The sequence below is a fragment of the Paracoccus sp. FO-3 genome, assembly GCF_006386455.1.
Lineage (GTDB): Bacteria > Pseudomonadota > Alphaproteobacteria > Rhodobacterales > Rhodobacteraceae > Paracoccus > Paracoccus versutus.
Window position 1 is genome coordinate 34,464 of record NZ_VCBQ01000016.1, and the last position, 23,660, is coordinate 58,123.

At 68.2% G+C, this 23,660-nt stretch carries 21 protein-coding genes and 1 tRNA gene; 11 read left to right on the forward strand and 11 right to left on the reverse strand.

Annotation, left to right across the window (positions count from 1 at the left end; translation table 11 throughout):
* Window positions 1-21: 21 nt before the first annotated feature.
* The 3 genes from FE811_RS06525 to secG all read right to left on the reverse strand — a co-directional run bounded on the left by FE811_RS06525 (window position 22) and on the right by secG (window position 2,856).
* Window positions 22-492, reverse strand: coding sequence for a hypothetical protein (locus FE811_RS06525; protein ID WP_255469683.1), 471 nt, complete (start codon window positions 490-492; stop codon window positions 22-24).
* Between the two features lie 32 nt (window positions 493-524).
* Complete coding sequence (locus tag FE811_RS06530) at window positions 525-2,168, reverse strand: CTP synthase (protein ID WP_114538040.1); 1,644 nt, start codon at window positions 2,166-2,168, stop codon at window positions 525-527.
* Between the two features lie 148 nt (window positions 2,169-2,316).
* Complete coding sequence (secG, locus tag FE811_RS06535; protein ID WP_116220580.1) at window positions 2,317-2,856, reverse strand: preprotein translocase subunit SecG; 540 nt, start codon at window positions 2,854-2,856, stop codon at window positions 2,317-2,319.
* A gap of 54 nt (window positions 2,857-2,910) precedes the next feature.
* On the opposite strand from secG, the gene FE811_RS06540 reads away from it, so the two are divergent.
* Entirely contained in the window at window positions 2,911-4,344 is a 1,434-nt protein-coding gene (locus tag FE811_RS06540) for a cobyric acid synthase (RefSeq protein WP_116220581.1), read from the forward strand.
* A gap of 53 nt (window positions 4,345-4,397) precedes the next feature.
* On the opposite strand, the gene FE811_RS06545 is transcribed toward FE811_RS06540, so the two are convergent.
* From FE811_RS06545 to gltX, 4 genes are all read right to left on the reverse strand, one after another.
* A complete protein-coding gene (locus tag FE811_RS06545) occupies window positions 4,398-5,051 on the reverse strand; it encodes an SDR family oxidoreductase (protein WP_036756397.1) in 654 nt (217 codons plus the stop codon).
* A 109-nt stretch (window positions 5,052-5,160) separates the two neighbouring features.
* Window positions 5,161-5,541, reverse strand: a complete 381-nt coding sequence (locus FE811_RS06550; protein WP_036756400.1) for a DUF1284 domain-containing protein — start codon at window positions 5,539-5,541, stop codon at window positions 5,161-5,163.
* Window positions 5,542-5,609: 68 nt separating this feature from the next.
* Window positions 5,610-6,902 (reverse strand): citrate synthase, encoded by a 1,293-nt coding sequence (gene gltA / locus FE811_RS06555; protein ID WP_036756401.1) that lies wholly within the window; start codon window positions 6,900-6,902, stop codon window positions 5,610-5,612.
* A 54-nt stretch (window positions 6,903-6,956) separates the two neighbouring features.
* Window positions 6,957-8,363, reverse strand: coding sequence for a glutamate--tRNA ligase (gltX, locus tag FE811_RS06560; protein ID WP_116220582.1), 1,407 nt, complete (start codon window positions 8,361-8,363; stop codon window positions 6,957-6,959).
* A gap of 121 nt (window positions 8,364-8,484) precedes the next feature.
* On the opposite strand from gltX, the gene FE811_RS06565 reads away from it, so the two are divergent.
* The 5 genes from FE811_RS06565 to FE811_RS06585 all read left to right on the forward strand — a co-directional run bounded on the left by FE811_RS06565 (window position 8,485) and on the right by FE811_RS06585 (window position 14,688).
* Window positions 8,485-10,665, forward strand: a complete 2,181-nt coding sequence (locus FE811_RS06565; protein ID WP_244294851.1) for a ComEC/Rec2 family competence protein — start codon at window positions 8,485-8,487, stop codon at window positions 10,663-10,665.
* A 25-nt stretch (window positions 10,666-10,690) separates the two neighbouring features.
* On the forward strand, window positions 10,691-11,260 hold the full coding sequence (locus FE811_RS06570; protein WP_036756456.1) for a heme NO-binding domain-containing protein: 570 nt from the start codon (window positions 10,691-10,693) through the stop codon (window positions 11,258-11,260).
* Between the two features lie 8 nt (window positions 11,261-11,268).
* Window positions 11,269-12,231, forward strand: coding sequence for a GGDEF domain-containing protein (locus FE811_RS06575; protein WP_036756457.1), 963 nt, complete (start codon window positions 11,269-11,271; stop codon window positions 12,229-12,231).
* Between the two features lie 277 nt (window positions 12,232-12,508).
* A complete protein-coding gene (locus FE811_RS06580; RefSeq protein WP_243700233.1) occupies window positions 12,509-13,336 on the forward strand; it encodes a hypothetical protein in 828 nt (275 codons plus the stop codon).
* A 506-nt stretch (window positions 13,337-13,842) separates the two neighbouring features.
* Window positions 13,843-14,688, forward strand: coding sequence for a LuxR family transcriptional regulator (locus tag FE811_RS06585; protein ID WP_116220583.1), 846 nt, complete (start codon window positions 13,843-13,845; stop codon window positions 14,686-14,688).
* 246 nt (window positions 14,689-14,934) lie between these two features.
* On the opposite strand, the gene tsf is transcribed toward FE811_RS06585, so the two are convergent.
* Entirely contained in the window at window positions 14,935-15,825 is an 891-nt protein-coding gene (tsf, locus tag FE811_RS06590) for a translation elongation factor Ts (protein ID WP_036756409.1), read from the reverse strand.
* A 97-nt stretch (window positions 15,826-15,922) separates the two neighbouring features.
* A complete protein-coding gene (gene rpsB, locus FE811_RS06595) occupies window positions 15,923-16,708 on the reverse strand; it encodes a 30S ribosomal protein S2 (protein ID WP_116220584.1) in 786 nt (261 codons plus the stop codon).
* Window positions 16,709-17,028: 320 nt separating this feature from the next.
* Between rpsB and FE811_RS06600 the strand changes: the two genes are divergently transcribed.
* Both FE811_RS06600 and FE811_RS06605 read left to right on the forward strand, forming a co-directional pair.
* Window positions 17,029-17,412: a response regulator gene (locus FE811_RS06600; RefSeq protein WP_114538047.1), complete on the forward strand. Its 384-nt coding sequence runs from the start codon at window positions 17,029-17,031 to the stop codon at window positions 17,410-17,412.
* A 501-nt stretch (window positions 17,413-17,913) separates the two neighbouring features.
* Window positions 17,914-17,987, forward strand: a tRNA-Thr gene (locus tag FE811_RS06605).
* 345 nt (window positions 17,988-18,332) lie between these two features.
* On the opposite strand, the gene FE811_RS06610 is transcribed toward FE811_RS06605, so the two are convergent.
* Entirely contained in the window at window positions 18,333-19,697 is a 1,365-nt protein-coding gene (locus FE811_RS06610; RefSeq protein WP_208861507.1) for an NCS2 family permease, read from the reverse strand.
* A 218-nt stretch (window positions 19,698-19,915) separates the two neighbouring features.
* On the opposite strand from FE811_RS06610, the gene puuE reads away from it, so the two are divergent.
* Together puuE and FE811_RS06620 are read left to right on the forward strand one after the other, a co-directional pair.
* A complete protein-coding gene (puuE, locus tag FE811_RS06615; protein ID WP_116220585.1) occupies window positions 19,916-21,328 on the forward strand; it encodes an allantoinase PuuE in 1,413 nt (470 codons plus the stop codon).
* A gap of 87 nt (window positions 21,329-21,415) precedes the next feature.
* Window positions 21,416-22,243 (forward strand): bifunctional allantoicase/(S)-ureidoglycine aminohydrolase, encoded by an 828-nt coding sequence (locus FE811_RS06620; protein WP_036756418.1) that lies wholly within the window; start codon window positions 21,416-21,418, stop codon window positions 22,241-22,243.
* A 67-nt stretch (window positions 22,244-22,310) separates the two neighbouring features.
* On the opposite strand, the gene alkB is transcribed toward FE811_RS06620, so the two are convergent.
* Window positions 22,311-22,943, reverse strand: a complete 633-nt coding sequence (gene alkB / locus FE811_RS06625; RefSeq protein WP_181180831.1) for a DNA oxidative demethylase AlkB — start codon at window positions 22,941-22,943, stop codon at window positions 22,311-22,313.
* A gap of 91 nt (window positions 22,944-23,034) precedes the next feature.
* On the opposite strand from alkB, the gene FE811_RS06630 reads away from it, so the two are divergent.
* Window positions 23,035-23,652, forward strand: a complete 618-nt coding sequence (locus FE811_RS06630; protein ID WP_116220587.1) for a DsbA family protein — start codon at window positions 23,035-23,037, stop codon at window positions 23,650-23,652.
* Window positions 23,653-23,660 lie beyond the last annotated feature (8 nt).

Consider the following 23,660-nt stretch of genomic DNA (forward strand, 5'->3'; position numbering starts at 1 on the left):
GTGACAATCCTGTGTCGCCCCTCAGAACAGCCCGGCGCAGTCGCGGGTGACGCCAAAGGCGAAGCCGCCGCCGCTGGCATCGGCCACCGTGCCGCACCAGCGCCCGTCGCTGGAAAACAGGCTCTTGCTGCCCTTGGGGCGATAGGCGACGCGCTTGCCGCCCAGGTCGAACAGGTTCAGCGTGCCCGCGCCGTTCGGGGCGTAATAGCCGACGACCGAGCCGTCCGCGGTGAAGATCACCCGCTTCTCATTGGCCGGGTTGCGCGGCGAATTGGCATAGCGCGAGGCGCTGTTGGCCGGGCTTGCCGCCGAATTGGCGGCCGCATGCGGCGAGTTCGCCTGCCGCGAGGGCTGGTTCTGCGGCGCGCCCGGCCCAAGGTCGAAGGGCAGGCGCGTCTGGTCCAGCACGAACAGCGGCGCATCCGCCAGCGCGGGCAAGGCGCAAAGCATCAGGACCGGAATCGGGGCAAGGCGCATGTCGGGACCGTCCATTGGATCCCGACACTATGGCGCGGCGCGGCGGTTCAGACCAGCCGCTCGTTCTCCATCGCGGCGCGGACGAAGCCGGCGAACAGCGGCGCGGGCTGGAACGGCTTGGATTTCAGCTCGGGGTGCGACTGCACGCCGATGAACCAGGGATGGTCGCGGTATTCCACCACCTCCGGCAGCCGCCCGTCCGGCGACATGCCCGAGAAGCTGAGCCCCGCCGCCTCCAGCTGGTCGCGGTATTTGGCGTCTACCTCGTAGCGGTGGCGGTGGCGGTCCTCGATCTCCAGCGCGCCGTCATAGACTTCCGAGATCTTCGAGCCCGGCGCCAACACGGCGGTATAGGCGCCCAGCCGCATGGTGCCGCCCTTGTCGTCGCTCAGCTTGCGCTGCACGGTGTAATTGCCCTGCACCCATTCCTTGAGGTGATAGACGACGGGGGTGAAGCGGGTCTTGCCGGCCTCGTGGTCGAACTCCTCGGAACCCGCGTCGGGCATGTCGGCCAGGTTCCGCGCCGCCTCGATCACCGCCATCTGCATGCCCAGGCAGATGCCCAAGTAGGGCACCTTCTTCTCGCGCGCATATTTCGCCGCGGCGATCATGCCCTCGGTGCCGCGCTCGCCGAAGCCGCCGGGCACGATGATGCCGTTATAGCCGTCCAAGAGATGCGCGCCCTCGCCCTCCAGCTTTTCGCTGTCCACCCAATCGGCCTTGACGCGGACGCGATTGGCCATGCCGCCATGGGTCAGCGCCTCGGCGATGGATTTATAGGCATCCTCGAGCTGGGTGTATTTGCCGACGATGGCGATGCGGACCTGGCCCTCGGCATTGGTCAGCCGGTCCATCACGTCCTCCCACCGGGTCAGGTCGGGGCGCGGCGCCGGGCTGATCTGGAAGGCGTCCAGCACCGCCTGGTCCAGGCCCGCGCGGTGATAGGCCAGCGGCGCCTCGTAGATCGACTTCAGGTCATAGGCCGGGATCACCGCATCGGGGCGGACATTGCAGAACAGCGCGATCTTGGCGCGTTCCTTTTCCGGGATCGGCTGCTCGCTGCGGCAGACCAGCACGTCGGGGGCGATGCCGATCGAGCGCAGCTCCTTGACGGAATGCTGGGTCGGTTTGGTCTTCAGCTCGCCGCTTGCCGCCAGCCAGGGCAGCAGCGTCAGATGCACGAAGATGCATTGCCCGCGCGCGCGTTCCTGGGCGAATTGCCGGATCGCCTCGAAGAAGGGCAGGCCCTCGATGTCGCCTACGGTGCCGCCGATCTCGCAGAGCATGAAATCGACCTCGTCCTCGCCCACGGCCAGGAAGTCCTTGATCTCGTTGGTGACGTGGGGGATGACCTGGATGGTCTTGCCCAGATAGGCGCCGCGGCGTTCCTTTTCCAGCACGTTGGAATAGATCCGCCCCGACGAGACCGAGTCGGTCTTGCGCGCCGAGACGCCGGTGAAGCGTTCGTAATGGCCCAGGTCCAGGTCGGTCTCGGCGCCGTCGTCGGTGACGAAGACCTCGCCATGCTCGAAGGGGCTCATCGTGCCGGGATCGACGTTCAGATAGGGGTCGAGCTTGCGCAGCCGGACGGTAAAGCCGCGCGCCTGCAACAGCGCCCCCAGCGCCGCCGATGCCAGCCCCTTGCCGAGCGAGGAAACCACGCCGCCGGTGATGAAGATGTAACGCGCCATCGAGGGGCCCCCGTGAGTAATCCAATAAAAGATCGCGGCCCGAATCTGGGCGGCATCACGGGACTCGACTCATATCCGATTTGCCCCGTGGCCGCAACGGACCGCAAGTTGTTGTAAGGGGCGCCGGTCGCGCCCCCAAGTTGTGGTGTCAGTTGTTGGCCGGTGCCGGGCTTTCCTGCGCCGGTGCAGCGGCCGGCGGTGTCACCGGCGCGGTCGCGGGGGCATTGCCCTCGGTCGGCGCGGCGGGCGTCGGGGCCGGGGTTTCGGTCGGGGTCTCGGCGGCGGGTGCAGGTGCGGTCGCAGGCGGTGCGACCGGCTGGCCGGCGCCCGGAACCACGGGCTGGCCCGCGCCGGGCGGCGGGACGTAGTCGCCGATGCCGGGCAGGCCGGTCGCCGGGGCCTGTTGGGTGCCGCCCAGGTTCAGCTGGTCCACGATCGAGCCGCTGGAGGCGTTCTGCGCGGCGATCAGCGTCAGCGTCATCGAGGTGATGATGAAGCCGATGGCAAAGATCCAGGTCAGGCGCGACAGCGCATTGGCTGCCTGGCGGCCGGTCATGACGCCGCCTCCGCCACCGCCCATGCCAAGGCCGCCGCCTTCGGACCGCTGCAGCAGCACCACCCCGATCAGCAGCACGGCGAGGATCAGATGCACGGTAAGAACGACGTTTTCCACCACGGGGCCTTTCATTCAGCGACGCGCCTATCTAGTCACCAAGGCGCGGATTGGCAAGCGGGGGCTGGCATGGGCGCGTTGATGATCCAGGGAACCGGGTCGAATGTCGGGAAATCGCTGCTGGTGGCGGGGCTGTGCCGGGCTGCCAGGCTGCGCGGGATCAGCGTGGCGCCCTTCAAGCCGCAGAACATGTCGAACAATGCCGCCGTGACCCCGGACGGGGGCGAGATCGGCCGGGCGCAGGCGCTGCAGGCGCGGGCGGCGGGGCTGGCGCCCTCGGTCCACATGAACCCGGTGCTGCTGAAGCCCGAAACCGACCGCGCCGCGCAGGTGGTGGTGCAGGGCCGCGCCGTGGCGCGGGCCGCGGCGGCGGATTACGGCGCGCTCAAGGCGCAGCTGATGGGCGCGGTGCTGGACAGTTTTGCCCGGTTGCGCGCCGCGCATGACCTGGTGCTGGTCGAGGGCGCGGGCAGCCCGGCCGAGGTCAACCTGCGCGCCCGCGACATCGCCAACATGGGATTCGCCCGCGCCGCCGATGTTCCGGTAGTGCTGGCCGGCGACATCGACCGCGGCGGGGTGATCGCGCAGATCGTCGGCACCCAGGCGGTGATCGACCCGGTGGATGCGGCGATGATCCGCGGCTTCGTCATCAACCGCTTTCGCGGCGATCCCTCGCTTTTCGATGCCGGCCGGGTCTTTATCGCGCAGCGCACCGGCTGGCCGGACCTGGGCCTCGTGCCGTGGTTCGCCGATGCCGCGCTTTTGCCGGCCGAGGATGCGGTGGACCTGCGCCGCACCCGCGGCACGGGCGGGCTGCACATCGCCTGCCCGATGCTGTCGCGGATCGCGAATTTCGACGATCTCGACCCCTTGGCGGCCGAGCCGGGGGTGCGGCTGACCATGGTGCCGCCCGGACAGGCGCTGCCGGGCGATGCCGACCTGGTGGTCCTGCCGGGCACGAAATCGACGCGAGGCGACCTGGCCTTTCTGCGCCAGCAGGGCTGGGACGTCGACCTGGCCGCGCATCTGCGGCGCGGCGGGCGGTGCCTGGGCATCTGCGGCGGCTACCAGATGCTGGGCCGCTGGGTCCACGACCCCGAGGGGCATGACGGCGACCCCGGCAGCACCCCCGGCCTGGGCCTGCTGGACGTCGAGACCCGCATGGCGCCCGACAAGCGCCTGACGCGGGCCCAAGGCACCGCGCTCGGCCAGCCGGTCGAGGGCTACGAGATCCACATGGGCCGGACCGAGGGGCCGGACTGCGCCCGCCCCTTCGCCCATATCCCCGGCCCGGACGGCGCCACCAGCCCCGACGGGCGCGTCGCCGGCACCTATCTGCACGGGCTGTTCTCGGGCGACGCTTTCCGCGCCGCCTGGCTTGGGCAGTTCGGCGCAGCTTCGGCGCTGGATTACGGCGCGGGGGTCGAGACGGTGCTGGACCGGCTGGCCGCGCATCTCGAGGCGCATCTGGACATCGACCAGATTTTCGCGCTGGCGCGCTAGGGACCGGATTTTCGCACTGGCGCGCGAGGGGCCGGCCCTTTGCGCCGGCGCGGCTAGAGGGTTTCCGCCAGGATGCGCTCGGCTTCGGCCAGGCAGGGGGTCAGGCGGGCGCGGTCCTCGCCGGGGAAGAAGCGGGCGCGCACCGCGGTGGGCATGGGCGCCGGCTCGGCGATGACGACGCGCGGGCCCAGGGATGCGTTCTCGGCCTGCCAGCTTTGGGCCAGGGCGATCTGCCCGGCCTTGGTCGCGCCATAGCTGCCGAAGAACTTCTGCCCGGCGCGCTTGTCGTCGAAGAACAGCGCCGTGCCCTGGCGGGCGCGCAACAGCGGCTCGATCAGGTTGAGCAGCCCGCGCGTGGCGACGATGTTCAGGTCGACCGATTTCTGGAAATCCTTGGCGTCGATATGCCCGGCCGGCGACAGCGGCGCGGCATGGATCGCCGTATGCGCCCAGAGGTCGAGCCCGCCCCAGCGCTCCATCGCCGCCCGGACCATCTGCACCATGGCCTGCGGCTCGCCCACGTCCATCGGCGCCAGCGTGGCCGAGCCGCCGGCCTTGCGGATGCGGTCGTCCAGTTCCTCGAGCGCGCCGGTGGTGCGGGCGACGGCCAGGATATGCCAGCCGCGCGCGGCAAGGGTTTCGGCCAAAGCGGCGCCAAGGCCGCGCGAGGCGCCGGTGATCAGCGCGATTTTGTCATGCTCGGTCATAGTGCCGATTTCGCACCGGCCGCGGCGGCGCGCAAGCCCCTTGCAGCGGGGCTGCCGGCAACTGCGTCACATTGACCTTGCCGCCGCCCGCAGCGCTGATCGGGGGCTTTCAGTCGGGCTGCTGCAGCTTGGCCAGCGCGGACTGGCACATGCCCAGGCCCAGCCAGCGGCAGCCGTTGCAGATCCGCTCCAGATCCCTGGGCTGCAGCCGCGCCGCGGCGCGGGCCTGGGCCTCGGCCCAGGTCATGCGCTGGCCTGGGCGGATGTCCAGCGCCGCGGCATGGCGCCGATCCAGCCGGCTGATCCGGTCGTCCGCGGCGCAGCCCATGCCGCGCCGCGACGGGCAAGGGGCGCAGATCGAATCGGCCATGACGGTAAAGACCACCGGCACCTGCGGATCGGCGCGCAGCCGGCCCAGGACGACGGCGTTCATGTTCCGGGTGAACTCGGGCGAATAGCCGCGCCCCTGCCAGCCGATCGAGCAAAGCACGTGATGGGGGCGCAGCAGAACGGCCCCGGAACTGGTCCGGGGCCGATCCTGGTCCTGGACGGTCGCGCTCAGCGGGCGTCCAGCGGCTTGTAATCGCGCCGCGGCGAGCCGACGTAAAGCTGGCGCGGGCGGCCGATCTTGTTCTGCGGGTCGGCGATCATCTCCTTCCACTGCGAGATCCAGCCGACGGTCCGCGACAGCGCGAAGATCGGGGTGAACATCGAGGTCGGGAAGCCCATCGCTTCCAGGATGATGCCCGAGTAGAAATCGACGTTCGGATAAAGCTTCTTCGAGACGAAATACTCGTCCTCCAGCGCGATCTTCTCAAGCTCCTTGGCAACTTGCAGCGTCGGGTTGTTGTGGACGCCCAGCAGGTCCAGCACCTCGTCGGCCGATTCCTTCATCACCTTGGCGCGCGGGTCGAAGTTCTTGTAGACGCGGTGGCCAAAGCCCATCAGCCGGAACGGGTCGTTCTTGTCCTTGGCGCGGGCGATGAATTCGGGGATGCGCTCGACCGAGCCGATCTCGCGCAGCATTTCCAGGCAGGCCTGGTTGGCGCCGCCATGCGCCGGGCCCCAGAGGCAGGCGATGCCGGCCGCGATGCAGGCAAAGGGGTTCGCCCCCGAGGAGCCGGCCAGGCGCACGGTCGAGGTCGAGGCGTTCTGCTCGTGATCGGCATGCAGCGTGAAGATGCGGTCCATGGCGCGGGCCAGGGCCGGATCGACGTTATAGGGCTCGGCCGGGACCGAGAAGCACATGTGCAGGAAGTTGCTGGCATAATCCAGCTCGTTCCGGGGATAGACGAAGGGCTGGCCCAGAGAATACTTGTAGGCCATGGCGGCGATGGTCGGCACCTTGGCGATCAGCCGGATCGAGGCGATCTCGCGCTGCACCGGGTCGTTGATGTCGATCGAATCGTGATAGAAGGCCGACATCGCCCCCACGACGCCCACCATGGTCGCCATCGGGTGGCTGTCGCGGCGGAAGCCGCGGAAGAAATAGTGCATCTGCTCGTGCACCATGGTGTGGCGGGTGATCCGGGTCTCGAAATCGACCAGTTGGTCGGGGGTCGGCAATTCGCCGTAAAGCAGCAGGTAGCAGACTTCCAGGTAATGCGACTGCGCGGCCAATTGCTCGATCGGATAGCCGCGATACCACAGCTCGCCCTTGTCCCCGTCGATATAGGTGATCGTCGAATCGCAGGACGCGGTCGAGGTAAAGCCGGGGTCATAGGTGAAAACGCCCGCCTCGCCATAGAGCTTGCGGATGTCGACCACATCCGGCCCCGCGGTCGGGGACAGGACCGCGAGGTCGTAGTCCTTGCCCGCCAGATGCAGTCTTGCGGCTTTTTCTTCTGCCATTCCCAGTTCCTTTCACCTGTCTCCGGCCCGCAGGCCGGGTGATGGGGGCGGGTCTCAGCCCGCTTGATCCTGCAGCCGGGCCACCGTTTCGTCGCGGCCAAGCGCCAACATCATGTCGAACACGCTGGGGGTGGAACTGCGCCCGGCCAGTGCCGCGCGAAGCGGCGCCGCGACCTTGCCCAGCCCCAGCCCGTGCGACTCGCCAATCCGCTTGGCTGCCGCTTCGAGTTCGTTGCGGTCCCAGCTAGCATTCTGCACCGCGGCAGTCAATTCAGTCAGTATACCACGGGATACAGTATCCAGCGCCGCCGCCGCCTTTTCCTCGACCGCGACCGGCCGGTCGATCAGCGCGAAATGCGCCTGGTCGAGCAGCGCGGGCAGGGTCCTGGCCTTGGCCTTCAGCGCCTCCAGCGCGGGAAGCAGCCGGGCGATCTGGCGTTCGGACAGCGGCGGTGCGCCGGTCGCGGCGCGGAAACGCGCGATTTCCTCCAGCAATTCGGCATCTCCCATCCGGGCGATATGCCAGCCGCTGACATGTTCCAGCTTCTTGAAGTCCAGCCGGGCCGGGGCCTTGCCGATGCCGTCCAGGTCGAACCAGGCCCTGGCCTGGGCGTCGTCGAACAGCTCGTCGTCGCCATGGCTCCAGCCCAGCCGCGCCAGGTAGTTGCGCATCGCTGCCGCCGGATAGCCCATGGCGGCATATTCGTGCAGGCCCACGGCGCCATGGCGCTTGGACAGCTTCTTGCCGTCCGGCCCGTGGATCAGCGGGATATGGGCAAAGACCGGGATGTCCCAGCCCATCGCCTGATAGATCTGGATCTGCCGCGCGGCATTGGTCAGGTGGTCGTCGCCCCGGATCACATGGGTCACGCCCATGTCGTGGTCGTCCACCACCACCGCCAGCATATAGGTGGGCGTCCCGTCCGAGCGCAGCAGCACCATGTCGTCCAGCTGCGCATTGCCGAAGGTCACGTCGCCCTGCACCGCATCGCGCACCACGGTTTCGCCGTCGCGCGGCGCCTTCAGCCGGATCGCATGGGGGCCGTCGGGCAGGCTGGCCGGATCGGCGTCGCGCCAGGGCGACAGGAACAGGGTCGAGCGCCCCTCGGCCTTGGCCTTTTCGCGAAAGGCCTCGATCTCCTCGGCGGTCGAGAAGCATTTGTAGGCGGTGCCGTTTTCCAGCATGGCGCGGGCGACCTCGGCATGGCGGGCGACGCCGGCGAACTGGCTGACCGGCTCGCCATCCCAGTCCAGGCCCAGCCAGCGCAGGCCCTGCAGGATCGCCTCGGTCGCCTCGGGGGTCGAGCGGGCGCGATCGGTATCCTCGATCCGCAGCAGGAACTTTCCGCCCCGCCCGCGGGCATAGAGCCAGTTGAACAGGGCCGTCCGCGCGCCCCCGATATGCAGGTAGCCGGTGGGCGAGGGCGCGAAGCGGGTCACGACGGGGCGGGAATCAGTCATCAGCGGTCCGGTCAGTTTCAGAAAACGGGGCCATCGGCCATGCCCGTTAATCCTTTCGAAAGGTCGGCATGCCAATCTTGGCGCCACAGATAAGCAAGTGCCACGGCAAGGACAAGTTTTGGTGACGGAATCGGTGAATGCTTTGCAAACGCGGCTGCCGGCCCTGGCGCCGCGCGGCGGGCGGCAGGCGGCGGCCGGGCTGCGGCCGTCGGTCGGCATTCGCGCGGGGCTGCTGCCCTGGATGCCCTTCTGGCTTGCGCTGGGCATCGGCGGCTGGTTCCTGCTGCCGCGGGAACCGGGGCCGGGCTTCCATGCCGGGCTGGTCCTGGCCGGGGTCGCCTGCCTGCTGCTGCCGACCGGGGCGATGCGGCTGGCCGGGTCCGGCAGGCTGGGCTGGGCCTGGGCGGACCGGCTGCGGCTGGCCGCCTTCGCAGCCTTGCTGGTGGTGCTGGGGGCGGGGCTCGCCGGGGTCCGGGCGCATCTGGTCGCCGCCCCGGTGCTGGATTTCCGCTATTACGGCCCGGTCGAGGGGCGGGTCGTGGGCATCGACCGCTCGTCGCGCGACCGGATGCGGCTGCTGCTCGACCAGGTCGGGCTGCACGAGGTCGCGCCCGGCCGCACGCCGGCGCGGGTGCGGATCTCGCTGATGGAGCCGCAGGAACTGCCGGTGCCCGGCCAGCGCGTGATGCTGACCGCGCATCTGGGTCCGCCCGCCGGCCCGTCCGAGCCGGGCGGCTTCGACTTCCGCCGCCTGGCCTGGTTCGAACGCCTGGGCGCGGTGGGCTATGCCCGCGCGCCGGTGATGACGGTCGAGCCGCCGGCCGATGGCGGAATGCTGGCGCTGCACCGTATCCGCATGTCGCTGTCCCAGGCCATGCAGGAGCGGATCGGCGGCCAGGCGGGGGCGGTCTCGGCCGCGCTGATGACCGGCGACCGTTCCGGCATCGCCGAGCAGACCAACCAGATCATGCGCGATTCGAATCTTTACCACATCGTGTCGATCTCGGGGCTGCACATGAGCATGCTGGCCGGCTTCGTCTATGCCGCGTTGCGGCTGGGCGGCGTGGCGGCGCAGGGGCTGGGCGGGGTGCGGGCGGTGCCGGTCCACAAGCTGGCGGCGGCGGGGGCGCTTGGCGCCTCGGCGCTGTATCTGTGGCTTTCGGGCGGCGGCGTCGCGACCGAGCGCGCCTTCATCATGGTGGCGGTGATGCTGCTTGCGATCATCGCCGACCGGCGCGCGGTGTCGCTGCGCACCGTCGCCGTCGCCGCCGGCATCGTGCTGGTGCTGAACCCCGAAGCGCTGACCGAGGCCGGCTTCCAGATGAGCTTTGCCGCCACGGTCGCGCTGATCCTGATGCAGGAGCCATGGGCAAGGCTGTCACCGCGGCTGCCCTGGTGGGCCCGGCCGGTCCTGATGCTGTTTCTGTCCTCCTTCGTGGCCGGCATGGTGACGGCCCCCATCGCCGCGGCGCATTTCGGGCGGATGACGCAATACGGCCTGCTGGCCAACATGCTGGTCGTGCCCGTCGTCGGCGCGCTGGTGATGCCGGGCGGGGTCTTCGCCGCGCTGCTGGCTCCGCTGGGCTTGGCGCAACCGGCCCTGTGGCTGATGGGGCTGGGAACCGGCTGGATGCTGGCGGTCGCGCAATGGATCTCGGACCTGGGCGGGGCGGTCACGCTGTTTCCCGTCGCGCCGCGCGCCGTCCTGCCGCTGATGGCCGTGGGCGCCATGCTGCTTTTGCCCGGTGCGCAGCCCGCGGGCGCGCGCGGTCCCCTGCCGCTTTTGCGCCGGGGCACGGGCATCGCCCTGTTGGCGGCGGCGGGGGTGCTGTGGCTGGGTGCGACACGCCCTGACATCCTGGTTTCGGCCCAGGGCGACGCGGTGGCGGTGCTGACCCCCGCGGGCAGGGTGCCTTCGAAGCCCGGCGGCGGCAGCTTCGCGGTAGAGAGCTGGCTCAAGGCCGATGGCGACGCCGCCGATCAGGCCGGTGCCGCGGCGCGCCCGCTGTGGCAGGGCCCGCCCGCGAATCGCTGGGCGGAACTCGACCGAGGCGGGATCCGGCTTCGCATCCGCCACCTGACCGGCAGGGCCACGCGCGAGGATGCCCGCGGCCAATGCCGCGAAGGCGGCATCCTGGTCGCGAACGCCGCCCTTTCCCCCAGCCCCGCCGCCCTGGGCGAATGCCTGGTTCTCGATCCGCCCTATCTGCGGAAACACGGCGCGGTGGCGATATTCCTGGAGCCTTCCGGCCCCAGATACGTTTCCGTCGACCGGCCGGGCATCCGCCGACTCTGGCACTGACGCAATCCGCATGGGGTCGAAGCAAATGCATGGTCTGGTCAATCGCTGTATCGAGGCGTTCCTGCGCAACACCTATGGCAGCGCGACCTGGCAGCAGGTCGCCGCCGAAGCCGATGTCCACCCCGACGGGTTCCTGACCTGGGAAAGCAGCCCGGACAGCATCACCCATGCCATCGTCCTCGCCTCGGCCCGGCGGCTCGACAAATCGGTGGGCGAGCTGCTCGAGGATGTCGGGGCATGGCTGAGCCGGCAGGAGCAGATCCGCCGGCTGTTGCGGTTCGGCGGCGCGAATTTCCAGGAATTCGTCGAATCGCTGCGTGAATTGCCGGGCCGCATCCACCTGGTGATCCCCGACCTGGAGTTTCCCGGATTCACGGTCCTGTCCGACGCGCCGGGACGCTACCGGATCATCGCCGAGCCGCACCAGCCGGGCCTGATGCGCGTCCTGGCCGGCATGCTGCGGGTGATGGCGGACGACTATGGCTCGCTTGCCGTCATTTCGGTCGTCCGGGACCGCATCGACATAGATGTCGTCCTGCCTGATTACTCCAGCAAGCGGGGCTTCGAGCTTTCCCCCAAGCGAGCGCAGATTTGAAAGACGCCGTGATAGACATTCGCACCCTGTCGGAGCTGATGCCGATGCATCTCATGGTGGATCGCGCCGGCGTGATGGTGTCGCGCGGCAAGACGCTTGCCAAGGTATTGGGCAGCGCGTCCCGCCTGGAGGACGCCTTCATTCCCGCCAACAACCTGGGCCACCGCATCCGTTTCGAGGAGCTGTTTCCCCAGCTTGGCTGCGGCAGGCGGGTCTTTTTGCAGCTGCGCGACCATGGCGGCGTTTCCCTGCGCGGGCATGGCGTGCATCTGTCGCCGGACATGGCCATGCTCAACCTGGGCTTCGGCATATATCTTTCCTCGGCAGTGCAGAAATTCGAATTGAACGATTCCGATTTTCCGCCGTCCGACCTGGCCATGGAATTCCTGTTCCTGCACGAGGCGAACCGCGCGGCGCTGCTGGAACTGTCGCGCGTCAACACCAGCCTGGAGGGCGCCCGCGAAAGCGCGCAGATCCTGTCGATCACCGATCCGCTGACCGGGCTGCTGAACAGGCGTGGCTTCGACGTCGTGTTTTCCAAGGCATTCGAGGCGCGCAACCGCAATCCCTTTGCGCTGGTCCACCTGGATCTCGACCATTTCAAGGAGGTCAACGACCGATTCGGCCATGCCGCCGGCGACCGCGTCCTGGTCACGGTGGCATCGGTCCTGGCCTCGGGGGTGCGTTCCGGCGACCGGGTCTGCCGCATCGGCGGGGACGAGTTCCTGATCCTGATCTTCTCCGACAGGCCGGAGGAGGATGCGATGAACGTCTGCACCCGGATGATCCACCAGATCATGGCCGCGAAAACCTATCCGTGCCGGATCACGGCCAGCATGGGCGTCGCGGTGTCCGGCAACAGGCGCATCACCCACCAGCACCAGCTGTTCGAGATGGCGGATGCGGCGCTTTACCAGGCGAAGTTGGCCGGCAAGGGCAGGGTGGTACTGTGGACCGATCCCGGCGGCTGATCCGCGCCTGGATGATCGGGGCGGATGATCGCGCTCCGGCCATGCCGCATGCCGCGCCTCAGCTGCGATCCGGTCCTGCTGTTCCGCGCCGCGGCGGCGCGTCGCAAGATGGCCGGGCATGGACGGTGGGCGCGGGGCGCGGGATCGGCACAGGCGTCGCTCAACCATGAGGTTTTCTGCGCGCGCATTGCTGGTTACTGTGCGCCCAAACGAGTCGGGGGTTGCGGGTATGCAGGTGGTCTTTCATTGCGGGGTTCACGGAACGGACCTCTATCGCATGGTCAAGACGCTGTTGCAGAACCGCGACTGGCTGCTGCGCAACGGGATCGAGCCCGTCACCCCGAACCGGCATGGCGAGATCTTCAACGAGGCGCTGAGCGCGCTGCGCGGTGGCCCCGCCACCAAGGCGATGGAGCAGGTGATGCTGGATGCGATCCTGGATTCGGACGATCCGCGCCGTATCATTTGCAGCACGCCCAGCTTTCTTGGCCGGGCGACGCGGGCCATCTCGCCCGAGGGGCTTTACGTCACCGCCGGCGAGAAGATGGCGGCGCTGGCCAACCTGTTTCCCAGCGCCGAGGTCGAGTTCTTCATCGCGCTGAAGAACCCGGCCACGCTGGTCCCGTTCGTCCTGTCGCAGGAGGGCAGCGGCAGCTATGCCGAGCTGATGGACGGCGTCGATCCCGAGGCGCTGCGCTGGGGGCCGGCGCTGCGGCGCATCCAGGCCGCGCTGCCGGGCCGGCGCCTGGTGGTCTGGTGCCACGAGGACACCTCGCTGATCTGGCCCGAGGTGGTGCGCCGCATCGCGACCATGCCCGCCGACGTGCCGCTCAAGGCCGGATTGCAGATCCTGGGCGACATCCTGCACCCGGACGGCATCCGCATGATCCGCGACGCGCTGGCGCAGGAAGAACGGCTGACCGTCGCAAGCCGCCGCCGCATCTTTGCCGCCGCCCTGGAGGCATATGGCCAGCCCGAGCAGATCGAGGTCGAGCTGAACCTGCCCGGCTGGACCCAGCAGATGGTCGATCGCATCACCGCCGCCTATGACGCCGACATGGCCGAGATCGCCGCCCTGCCCGGAATCGAATTCCTTACCCCCTGACCGGGCGGTTTCCCGGCTTGCGGAATGCGGCGGGCCGGTGCGAAAGCGCAAGATCGGCTGCAATTGCCGGCCGGGGAACCGGCACCGCGGCATGGCTGATTCTGCGGCAGCGGCGGGTTTTCATGAATGTCCCGGCGCGGGCTTCCAACGACACCGCGTCGACGAGTGGCCCGGATTCCCCCCGCCCTGGCACCGAGCCGCGCGATTTTCATGCAAAGGTGGAAATTTATTCAATCATGCAATCATGACGTGTCGCGAAAATGGCGCGATATGGCGAATCCTGCGGCAAAAATCGTGGTGATGGCGTGGCCATTTCATCGGCGGACGGAAGATTTTCCATGACGAACAACGGGTTTCACGGCCAGGGTTAATCATGTTGACCTTACGTAACCGTTCGGTTTGCGCGTGATGCATTGATCCTTTGCGGTTCTTGGCAATAATGTTTCAAAGCTATCCGTTATGGTGCAAATTTATTCTTAAATATTTTCGAAAGAGCTTGGTATAATATGGAAATGCTGAATGACATCGAAGTCATCCTGGGGGCCCGTTCGGCGCAAGAGGTCTGGCAGCATTACGTTGCGCGCCTGACCGAACTGGGTTTTCCCAACATTTCCTATCATGCGGTGCGGATCCTGGAGGCCTCGTGCGACCGGATGCTGGAGGACCGCGTCCTGCTGTCCAGTTACCCGCCGCGCCTGATGCAGGAGCTTGCCGCGCTGGACCTGCTTGAAAGCCTGCCGATGCACCGCTGGCTGACCCATAACAGGGGCAGCGAAAGCTGGGACTGGATGCGGCGGCTCCGCCTGGCCGGGCGGCTGACGCCGCAGGAAGAGCGCGCGGCCGATGCTTTCGCCCGCTACGGCCATGTCGCGGGCTATGCGGTCGGCATGGGCGACGATGTGGAGCGGGTGCGCGCTGGCGTGATCCTCGGCGGCGCGATCGGCATGCGGCAGGACCGGCTGGACGCGCTTTGGGCGCAGCACGGCCGGCTTGTCGAGGCGCTGAGCCGGCTGGCGCATCTGCGCATCTCGACCCTGCCCCATGCCGAGCAGGAATGCGTGCTGACCCTGCGCCAGCGCGAGGTGCTGGAATGCATCTCGGTCGGCCGCACCACCCAGGAAATCGCCGAGATCCTGGACGTCACGCCGGCCACGGTGGAAAAGCATCTGCGGCTGGCGCGCAAGGCGCTGGGGGCCAAGACCACGGCGCAGGCGATCCTGCTGGCCGCCAGCCGCAGGCAGATCTTCAACTCCACCGCCGAGCCGCATGGCCCCGGACAGGGCGGGCATCCCTCGCCCGCCCGAGACGGCGCGCCGGGGCTGTCGGCGCGCGACCAGATCTGCGCCGGCTGACGCATTGCGGCCGAGGCTGTGTGGAAACTCAGTCGAGCATGGTCGGGCACGGAACAATGTTCGCCTGCTGGCCTTGCAGAGAGACTTTGTTCTAAAGCGGGCCGCCGTGAATGTATTTCTAAGGAAACTGTTCTTCGTAAATTTTCAGAATTGGAGTTTTCACACAGCCTCGGCCCGATGCCGTCGCGGAATGCGAAACGCCGGCCCAAAAGGGGGCCGGCGTCCGTAATCCGGGTCTGGCGAGAATCAGGCGCCGGCGCGGGTCTTGGCGACCTCGGCGGCGAAATCCTCTTCCTTCTTCTCGATGCCTTCGCCGACCACGACGCGGGCATAGCCGGTCACTTCGACGCCGGCCTCTTGCGCGGCCTGGGCCACGGTCACGTCGGGGTTGATGACGAATTTCTGGCCCAGCAGGGTCACTTCCTCGAAGAACTTCTTCATCCGGCCTTCGATCATCTTCTCGATCACCGCCTCGGGCTTGCCCGATTCGCGGGCCTGCTCGGTCAGCACCGACTTCTCGCGCTCGACCAGCGAGGGGTCCAGGTCGGCTTCCGACAGCGAGGCCGGGTTGGTCGCCGCGATATGCATGGCGATCTGCTTGCCGATCTCCTGCGCCTTGGCGGCATCGCCCTTCAGCGCGACCAGCACGCCGATCTTGCCCATGCCCTCGGCAGCGGCGTTATGCACGTAAGAGACGATGGTGTCGCCTTCCAGCGCGTGCATCCGGCGCAGGGTCATGTTCTCGCCGATGCGGGCGATGGCGTCGGTCAGCACGTCCTCGACCGGGCGGCCGTTCAGATGCGTGGCCTTCAGCACCTCGACATCGGTGGCAGCGTCCAGCGCGACATTGGTGATCTCGCGCACGAGCTGCTGGAAATCGGCGTTCTTGGCGACGAAATCGGTTTCCGAGTTCAGTTCGACGGCGACCCCGCGGCCGGCGCGGACGGCGACGCCCACCAGGCCCTCGGCGGCGACGCGGCCCGATTTCTTGGCGGCCTTGGCCAGACCCTTGGTGCGCAGCCAGTCGACGGCGGCTTCCATGTCGCCATTGGTTTCGGTCAGCGCCTTCTTGGCGTCCATCATGCCCGCGCCGGTGGTTTCGCGCAGGTCTTTCACCATAGCAGCGGTGATAGCCATCGAGAGTCTCCTTGCTTTTCAATGCGTCAGGCGGGGTTTATCCCCGCCTGATGAATGTTCCGTAAACCTGTCGCGGCCCGCTTGGGACCGGCGCCGATCAGGCTTCGGCGGCTTCCTCAGCGGTCTCGCCGGCCAGCTCTTCCTCGACGCTGGCTTCCAGCGCGCCCAGGTCCACGCCGGCAGCGCCCATCTGCGCGGTCATGCCGTCCAGCGCGGCGCGGCTGATCAGGTCGCAGTAAAGCGCGATGGCGCGGGCGGCGTCGTCGTTGCCGGGGATGACATAGTCCACGCCCTTGGGCGAGCAGTTGGTGTCGACCACGGCGACCACCGGGATGCCCAGCTTCTTCGCCTCGGCGATGGCCAGGTCTTCCTTGTTCACGTCGATGACGAACAGCAGGTCGGGCAGGCCGCCCATCTCGCGGATGCCGCCCAGCGAGGCTTGCAGCTTGGCCTGCTCGCGCTCCATCTGCAGCCGTTCCTTCTTGGTCAGGCCCTCGGCGCCCGAACCCAGCGTCTCGTCAAGCGCCTTCAGGCGCTGGATCGACTGCGAGACGGTCTTCCAGTTGGTCAGCGTGCCGCCCAGCCAGCGGTGGTTCATGTAGAACTGTGCCGAACGCTCGGCCGCGTCGGCGACGGCTTTCTGCGCCTGGCGCTTGGTGCCGACGAACAGCACGCGGCCGCCCTTGGCGACGGTGTCGCGCACCACCTGCAGCGCCGCGTCCAGCATCGGCACGGTCTGGGTCAGGTCGACGATGTGGATGCCGTTGCGTTCACCATAGATGAACTCGGCCATGCGGGGGTTCCAGCGCTGGGTCTGGTGGCCGTAATGAACGCCAGCTTCAAGCAGCTGACGCATGGAGAATTCGGGAAGCGCCATGTCCATGTCCTTTCCGGTTTGCGCCTTGGCGGGGCTTTCAGGGGCTTGCCCCAACCGGTGGACCGTCGAAGGATGTCTCCCTCCGGGGCCCGACCCCGCCTGTGAAGTGCGCGCGAAATAGTCCTTTTCCGCCCGGAATGCAAGCCCCGGCGACAGGAAATGGGCCGGTTTCGCGGCAATTCGGGACAGATGGCCTTCCGCCCCGGCCGCGTCAACCGAAATTCAATCTTTCTGCGCGATCCTGCGCGAAACCGGCTGAATCGGAGGGGGCGGATGATCGCTGCGGAAGGAAAAGGACGGCCTGGCCCGGTCGCCTGGGGGCGGCGATGGCGCTGACGGTGCTGGTCCAGCATCCCCGCGGCGAATTGCGCGAAGCCGCCGTCGCTGCGTTGGAGGCGGCGGGGATGGCGGTGCAGCGATCCTGCGACGGCGCCGAGGGGCTGGCGCTGCTCAGGACCGCTTCCGTCGACGTGATCCTGACGGGGATCAACATGCGGCGGATCTGCGGTTTCGGCTTCATCGAGGCGGTGCGGCGCCAGGCCCGCCTGCGCGATATCCCGATCCTGGTCATGGCCGTTTCGGCCACGCCGCAGCTGAAGGCCCGCGCCCGCAATGCCGGGGCGGCGGGTTGGCTGCCCTATCCGCTCGACCCGGTGCGGCTGGTCGAGACGGTGCGCATGGTCGCCACCCCCGATGGCCGTCCCCCGTGACCGTGGCAAGGGCGCGCGGGCAAGCGGGGCAGCATCGGCCCTCGCCATGCGGCAGCGCGAACTGCCCCGCCCTCGGCTACGATGGTGGTGATTCCCCAAGGGCGAATGGCAAGTCAGCGACGCCTCGGGGCCATCCTTCCCAAGACCTGTCCCGCGGTAGAATGGATGCTGTCCCGGCCAGGCGAGGGTCGCCTTGCGTTCAGTAGCTGCCTATCGCAGGCTGTGCCCTGTGCCCTGTGCCCTGTGCCCTGTGCCCTGTGCCCTGTGCCCTGTGCCCTGTGCCCTGTGCCCTGTGCCCTGTGCCCTGCGGCATCGCGCGCCTGCGTCCCAGGCATTGGCCTCCCTCCGCGCCGCCTGGCCTTCGTCGAATCGGCGGGCAGGCACCGGGCGACAGACGGTCGGCTGCATCTGCACTCCTGGCTGTGCTGCGGCCTATCATCTTCCCGGCGCGGCGGACTCACTTGCCCGAAAGGCGCTGGTCGTTTAAACAGTCCGGGCGTCGCCCTCTTAGCTCAGCTGGCCAGAGCAACCGCCTTGTAAGCGGTAGGTCGTCCGTTCGAATCGGACAGGGGGCACGCGCAGCCGACGGCGACGAAAACCAAGCCAAGCCAAGCCGCGCCGGACGGGAAAATTCCCTGGCCGCTTTCCTCGCCCCGTTCACCCGACGCGACCAAGCCAAGCCATGCCGGGCCGCGGCAGCCGGCCTGCCGGGGATCCCGCGGAAACCCGGCCAGAAACGCAACGGCCGGATGCGCATCCCGCGCCCCGGCTTGCGATGGCCCGGCTTGCGATGCGCGATCACGCGGCCCAGGCAATGGCCTCCGGCCGGAATCCCGGCCGACCCGGCAAGTTCCATTCTTCCTTGTCCAAATATCCTCGGGGGGTCCGGGGGGCAGACAGACCCCCGGCCTTGGCGCAGATCACTCCATGAAGAAGGCAAACCGGATCACGAACAGCGCGGCGACGATCCAGGTCGCGGCATGCACCTCGCGCGCGCGGCCGGTCGCCAGCTTGATCGCGGCATAGCTCACGAAACCGAAGGCCAGGCCATTGGCGATGGAATAGGTGAAGGGCATCATCAGCGCCGTCAGCACGGCGGGCGCGCTTTCGGTGACGTCGCTCCACTGGATCTCCTCGAACTCGCGCACCATCAGGCAGGCGACGTAAAGCAGCGCCGGTCCGGTGGCATAGGCCGGGACCGAGCCTGCCAGCGGCGCAAAGAACACCGCCAGCAGGAACAGACCCGCCACGACCAGCGCGGTCAGCCCGGTGCGCCCGCCCGCCTGCACGCCCGAGGCGCTTTCGACATAGGCGGTGGTCGAGCTGGTGCCCAGCATCGAGCCGGCCAGGATCGCCGTCGAATCCGCCATCAGCGCCCGGCCCAGGTTCTTGTTGGTATGGGTCGGCCCCTCGGTCAGCAGGCCGGCGCGCTTGGCCACGCCGATCAGCGTGCCGGTGGCGTCGAAGACCTCGACCAGCACCATGACCAGGATCACGTGGAAGATGCCGACGGTCAGCGCCCCGGCGATGTCGAGTTGCATGAAGGTCGGCATGATCGAGGGCGGCATCGAGATCACCCCGGCAAAGGGGCTGGCGCCGATGGCGATCGAGACGACGGTGATGACCAGGATGCCGATCAGGATCGAGCCGCGCACCTTCAGCGCATCCAGCGCCGCGATGATGAAGAAGCCGGCGATGGCCAGCAGCGTGCCGGTCTGGGTCAGGTCGCCCAGGCCGACCAGCGTCGCCGGGTTGTCCACCACGATGCCCGAGTTCTTCAGCGCGATCAGCCCCAGGAACATGCCGATGCCGGCCGCGATGGCGCTGCGCATGGATGTGGGGATGCCCGCGATCAGCCAGCGCCGGATGCCCGTCACCGACAGGAACAGGAACACCAGGCCCGAGATGAACACCGCTCCCAGCGCCTGTTGCCAGGTGAACCCCAGCGCGCCGACCACGGTGAAGGCGAAAAAGGCGTTCAGCCCCATGCCGGGCGCCATGCCGATGGGCCAGTTGGCCCAAAGCGCCATGATCGCCGATCCCAGCGCCGCGGCCAGGCAGGTCGCGACGAAGACCGCGTTGCGATCCATGCCGGTCGAGGACAGGATCTCGGGGTTCACGAAGATGATGTAGGCCATCGTCAGGAAGGTGGTTATCCCCGCGATCACCTCGGTTCTGGCGCTGGTGCCATGGGCCGTCAGGCCGAAGCGCTTGTCGAGCACGGTTCCTTCCCCTGGACTGATGCTGGCGCCGCTGGCCGTCAGGCCGGATTGCTTGTCTGGCATGATTCCTCCCATTGGCGGTTTGCCCGCCATGCTGGCCAGATTATGCCCAGGCATCTTCAACGAGAATGCAGGGTCTGGCGACAGAGTTTCAACGGGACGTTAATAAACAGCCATTTTCAAGAAAAACTTGGCTCTGTTTATAGAAATTCTCGGGTTGCCTGCGGGGCCGGCAGGGTGATGAGTGCTAGTCAGCCAGAAATCAGGAAAGGAAGCAAGCGATGCGATACAGCCGCGACATGATCGGTTATGGCGAGCATACGCCCGATCCCAAATGGCCCGGCGATGCCCGGATCGCGGTGCAGATCGTCATCAACTACGAGGAAGGCGGCGAAAACAGCATCGAGCATGGCGACGCCGCCTCGGAAGCCTTCCTGTCCGAGATCATCGGCTGCCAGCCCTGGCCCGGCCAGCGCCACTGGAACATGGAATCGATCTATGACTATGGCGCGCGGGCGGGGTTCTGGCGGCTCCACCGGCTGCTCAGCGACGTGCCCGTGACCGTCTACGGCGTCGCGACCGCGCTGGAGCGCGCGCCCGAACAGGTCGCCGCCATGCAGGCCGCCGGCTGGGAGATCGCCACCCACGGCCTGAAATGGATCGACTACCGCGACATCCCGCGCGAGGTCGAGGCCGAGCATATCGCCCGCGCGGTCGAGCTGCACACCCGCGTCACCGGCGAGCGGCCGCGCGGCTTCTACCAGGGCCGCACCTCGATGAACACGGTGGCTCTGGGCTGCGAGGAGGGCGGATTCGAATACCTGGCCGACACCATCGCCGACGACCTGCCCTATTGGCATGTCCACGACGGCAAGCCGCAGCTGATGGTGCCCTATACGATGGACGCCAACGACATGCGCTTTTCCTCGGGCCAGGGCTTCGGCACCGGGGTCGAGTTCTTCGACTACCTGCGCGACAGCTTCGACGTGCTTTATGCCGAGGGAGAGGCCGGCGCGCCCAAGATGATGTCTATCGGCCTGCACTGCCGCCTCGCGGGCCGGCCGGGCCGGGCCATGGCGATCAAGCGCTTCCTCGACCATGCCCGCAGCCACGAGGGGGTCTGGTTCGCCACCCGGCTCGACATCGCGCGGCACTGGGCGCGGACGCATCCCTGGCAGCCCAGGCAGCGCCCCTCGCAGATGGACCGCGAGGCGTTCGTCGAGAAATTCGGCGGCATCTACGAGCATTCACCCTGGATCGCCGAGCGCGTCTGGGAGGGTGAGATGGGCGCGATCCACGACACCGCCGCCGGGCTTGCCGCGCGCATGGCGCAGGTCTTCCGCGCGGCCAGCGACGACGAGCGGCTGGGCGTGCTGCTGGCGCACCCGGACCTGGCCGGCAAGCTGGCCGCGGCCAAGCGCCTGACCGCCGACAGCACCGCCGAACAGGCCAGCGCCGGGCTCGACAGCCTGACCGATGCCGAGCGCGCCGAGTTCGACCGCCTGAACACGGCCTATGTGGAAAAGCACGGCTTCCCCTTCATCATCGCCGTGCGTGACCACGACAAGCCGGGGATCATGGCCGCCATGCGCCGGCGCCTCGACAACGACAGCGCGACCGAGCGCGCCGAGGCCGAGCGCCAGGTCAGCCGCATCGGCGCACTGCGCCTGCAGCAGATGCTGGGCGATGCCTGAGCCCCGGCCCCGCCCGCCGTTGGTCGCGGGCGGGGTTTGCCAGCCACGATCCGGGCCAGAGAGACCCCGGCGCAACGGAGACCTGACATGACCGCCAAGACCCCGACCTATGCCGGGCCTTTCGCCGGCCTGCCGCCGCAGACCGACCTGTCCACCGACACGGCCACCTTCACCGAGGCCTATGCCGTCATCCCCGCCAGCACGATGCGCGACATCGTCACCAGCTTCCTGCCGGGCTGGACGGGGATGCGGATGTGGATGATCGCCCGGCCGCTCTCGGGCTTTGCCGAGACCTTCAGCCAGTATATCGTCGAGCTGGCGCCGCAGGGCGGCTCGGACCGGCCCGAGGACGACGCGGGCGTGCAGGCCGCGATCTTCGTCACCGAGGGCGCGGTCACGCTGACCATCGACGGCAAGGCGCATGAACTGGTGCCCGGCGGCTTTGCCTATATCCCCGCCGGCATGGCCTGGTCGGTGCGCAATGGTGCCGAGACCTCGCGCTTCCACTGGTGGCGCAAGCGCTGGCAGGCGGTCGAGGGGCTGGAAAAGCCCGAGGTGATCGTCGCCAACGAGCGCGACATCGCCCCGATCCCGATGCCCGAGACCAATGACAGCTGGGCCACCACCCGCTTCATGGACCCGGCGGACATGCGCCACGACATGCATATCACCATCGTGACCTTCAAGCCGGGCGGCTCGATCCCCTTTGCCGAGACGCATGTGATGGAGCATGGGCTGTTCGTCATCGAGGGCAAGGCGGTCTATCGGCTGAACCGCGACTGGGTCGAGGTGGGCCCCGGCGATTTCATGTGGCTGCGCGCCTTTTGCCCGCAATGCTGCTATGCCGGCGGGCCGGGGAATTTCCGCTATCTGCTCTACAAGGACGTGAACCGGCACGCGCCGATCTGGAAGTAGGAGGGGGGCTCTGCCCCCAGCCGCTGCGCGGCTTCCCCCGGGGTATTTGGAAAACGGAGAAAGCCGGTCAGCGGGCGCGGCGGAAGGTCAGGTTGATGCGGGCGGCGCCGGTCAGCGGATGCTCGCCCGGCTTGAGCGTCAGGATGCCGTGCCAGTTCAGCCGCGCCGGACCGCCCCAGACCACCACGTCGCCGTGGGTCAGCGCGTGTTTCGCGACCGGGTCGCCGCGCCGGGGACCGCCGAACTGGAAGGTCGTGGGCAGGCCCAGCGAGACCGAGACGATGGGCGCGGCCATGTCGGCCTCGTCGCGGTCCTGGTGCAGGCCCATCTTGACCCCCGGCACGTAGCGGTTGACCAGGCAGGCATCGGGCCGGAAATCGGGGAAGCCCGCGCGCGCCGCGGCCTCTTGTGCCAACTGCCGGAAGCGCTGCGGCATCTCGGGCCAGGGCCGGCCGGTCAGCGGGTCCAGCGGCTCGTAGCGATAGCCGCGCCGGTCGCTGACCCAGCCGAGCGCGCCGCAATTCGTCATCTCGACGCCGATCATGCGCCCGCCGGGCGTCTGCATCTGCCGGAAGGGCGAGAGGCCGGCGATGCGCGCGACCTCTTCGACCATGGCTGGGCCGGGCGCGAAACCGCGCAGGATCATGGCGCCGGGGCCGAGGGGTTCGTCGCGGCGGGTTCCGAACAGGTCTGGTTCCATGCAGCCCTCCCACGGGATTGTCATGTGCTGCGGCTTGACCTGTGGCCATGGCGATGGCTTTCAGGTCGGGCCACAGGAAAGGATTCTTGCCATGCGCCGCCCCCTTGCCGCAATCGCCCTGACGCTGCTTTGCGTCCTGCCCCTGGCGCCGGTCGCGGCGCAGGACCGCAGCCCGGCCGAGGTCGCGGCGATCAAGCGGGCGGTGTTCGACGGTCCCGGCCTGCCGGTGATGGGCAATGCCGGGGGCGATGCGGTGCTGGTCGAGTTCTCGGACTACAATTGCGGCTTTTGCCGCAAGAGCGCGCCGGAGGTGGCGGCGCTGCTGCAATCGGATCCCGGCGTGAGGCTGGTGGTGCATGAGATCCCGATCTTCGGCGAGGGCTCGCGCTTTGCCGCCGAGGCGGCGCTGGCCGCCCAGCCGCAGGGCAAGTATCCCGAGTTCCACCGCGCGCTGATGGCGATGCGCGGCAAGGCCGAGAAGGCGTCGTTGCTGCGCGTCGCCCGCGAGGTCGGGCTGGACGTGGCGCGGCTGCAGCGCGACATGCAGGCGCCCGAGATCACCCGGCGGATCGAGGAATCGCTGGCGCTGGCCGACGAGATCGGGCTGGTCGGCACGCCCAGCTTCGTCGCCGGCGAGCGGGCGATCTTCGGCTATCTGGCCAAGGACGACCTGGCCGAGCTGGTGGCCGAGGCGCGCGCCGCGAAATAGCGCGCGCC

Coding starts and splice junctions, on each gene's coding strand:
- FE811_RS06610 (WP_208861507.1), bottom strand. CDS start 19,697: ATGCCAGACAAGCAATCCGGCCTGACGGCCAGCGGCGCCAGCATCAGT.
- FE811_RS06620 (WP_036756418.1), top strand. CDS start 21,416: ATGACCGCCAAGACCCCGACCTATGCCGGGCCTTTCGCCGGCCTGCCG.
- tsf (WP_036756409.1), bottom strand. CDS start 15,825: ATGGCTATCACCGCTGCTATGGTGAAAGACCTGCGCGAAACCACCGGC.
- rpsB (WP_116220584.1), bottom strand. CDS start 16,708: ATGGACATGGCGCTTCCCGAATTCTCCATGCGTCAGCTGCTTGAAGCT.
- secG (WP_116220580.1), bottom strand. CDS start 2,856: ATGAAAGGCCCCGTGGTGGAAAACGTCGTTCTTACCGTGCATCTGATC.
- FE811_RS06580 (WP_243700233.1), top strand. CDS start 12,509: ATGGTCAAGACGCTGTTGCAGAACCGCGACTGGCTGCTGCGCAACGGG.
- FE811_RS06545 (WP_036756397.1), bottom strand. CDS start 5,051: ATGACCGAGCATGACAAAATCGCGCTGATCACCGGCGCCTCGCGCGGC.
- gltX (WP_116220582.1), bottom strand. CDS start 8,363: ATGACTGATTCCCGCCCCGTCGTGACCCGCTTCGCGCCCTCGCCCACC.
- FE811_RS06630 (WP_116220587.1), top strand. CDS start 23,035: ATGCGCCGCCCCCTTGCCGCAATCGCCCTGACGCTGCTTTGCGTCCTG.
- puuE (WP_116220585.1), top strand. CDS start 19,916: ATGCGATACAGCCGCGACATGATCGGTTATGGCGAGCATACGCCCGAT.
- FE811_RS06525 (WP_255469683.1), bottom strand. CDS start 492: ATGGACGGTCCCGACATGCGCCTTGCCCCGATTCCGGTCCTGATGCTT.
- FE811_RS06540 (WP_116220581.1), top strand. CDS start 2,911: ATGGGCGCGTTGATGATCCAGGGAACCGGGTCGAATGTCGGGAAATCG.
- FE811_RS06585 (WP_116220583.1), top strand. CDS start 13,843: ATGGAAATGCTGAATGACATCGAAGTCATCCTGGGGGCCCGTTCGGCG.
- FE811_RS06600 (WP_114538047.1), top strand. CDS start 17,029: ATGGCGCTGACGGTGCTGGTCCAGCATCCCCGCGGCGAATTGCGCGAA.
- alkB (WP_181180831.1), bottom strand. CDS start 22,943: ATGGAACCAGACCTGTTCGGAACCCGCCGCGACGAACCCCTCGGCCCC.
- FE811_RS06530 (WP_114538040.1), bottom strand. CDS start 2,168: ATGGCGCGTTACATCTTCATCACCGGCGGCGTGGTTTCCTCGCTCGGC.
- gltA (WP_036756401.1), bottom strand. CDS start 6,902: ATGGCAGAAGAAAAAGCCGCAAGACTGCATCTGGCGGGCAAGGACTAC.
- FE811_RS06570 (WP_036756456.1), top strand. CDS start 10,691: ATGCATGGTCTGGTCAATCGCTGTATCGAGGCGTTCCTGCGCAACACC.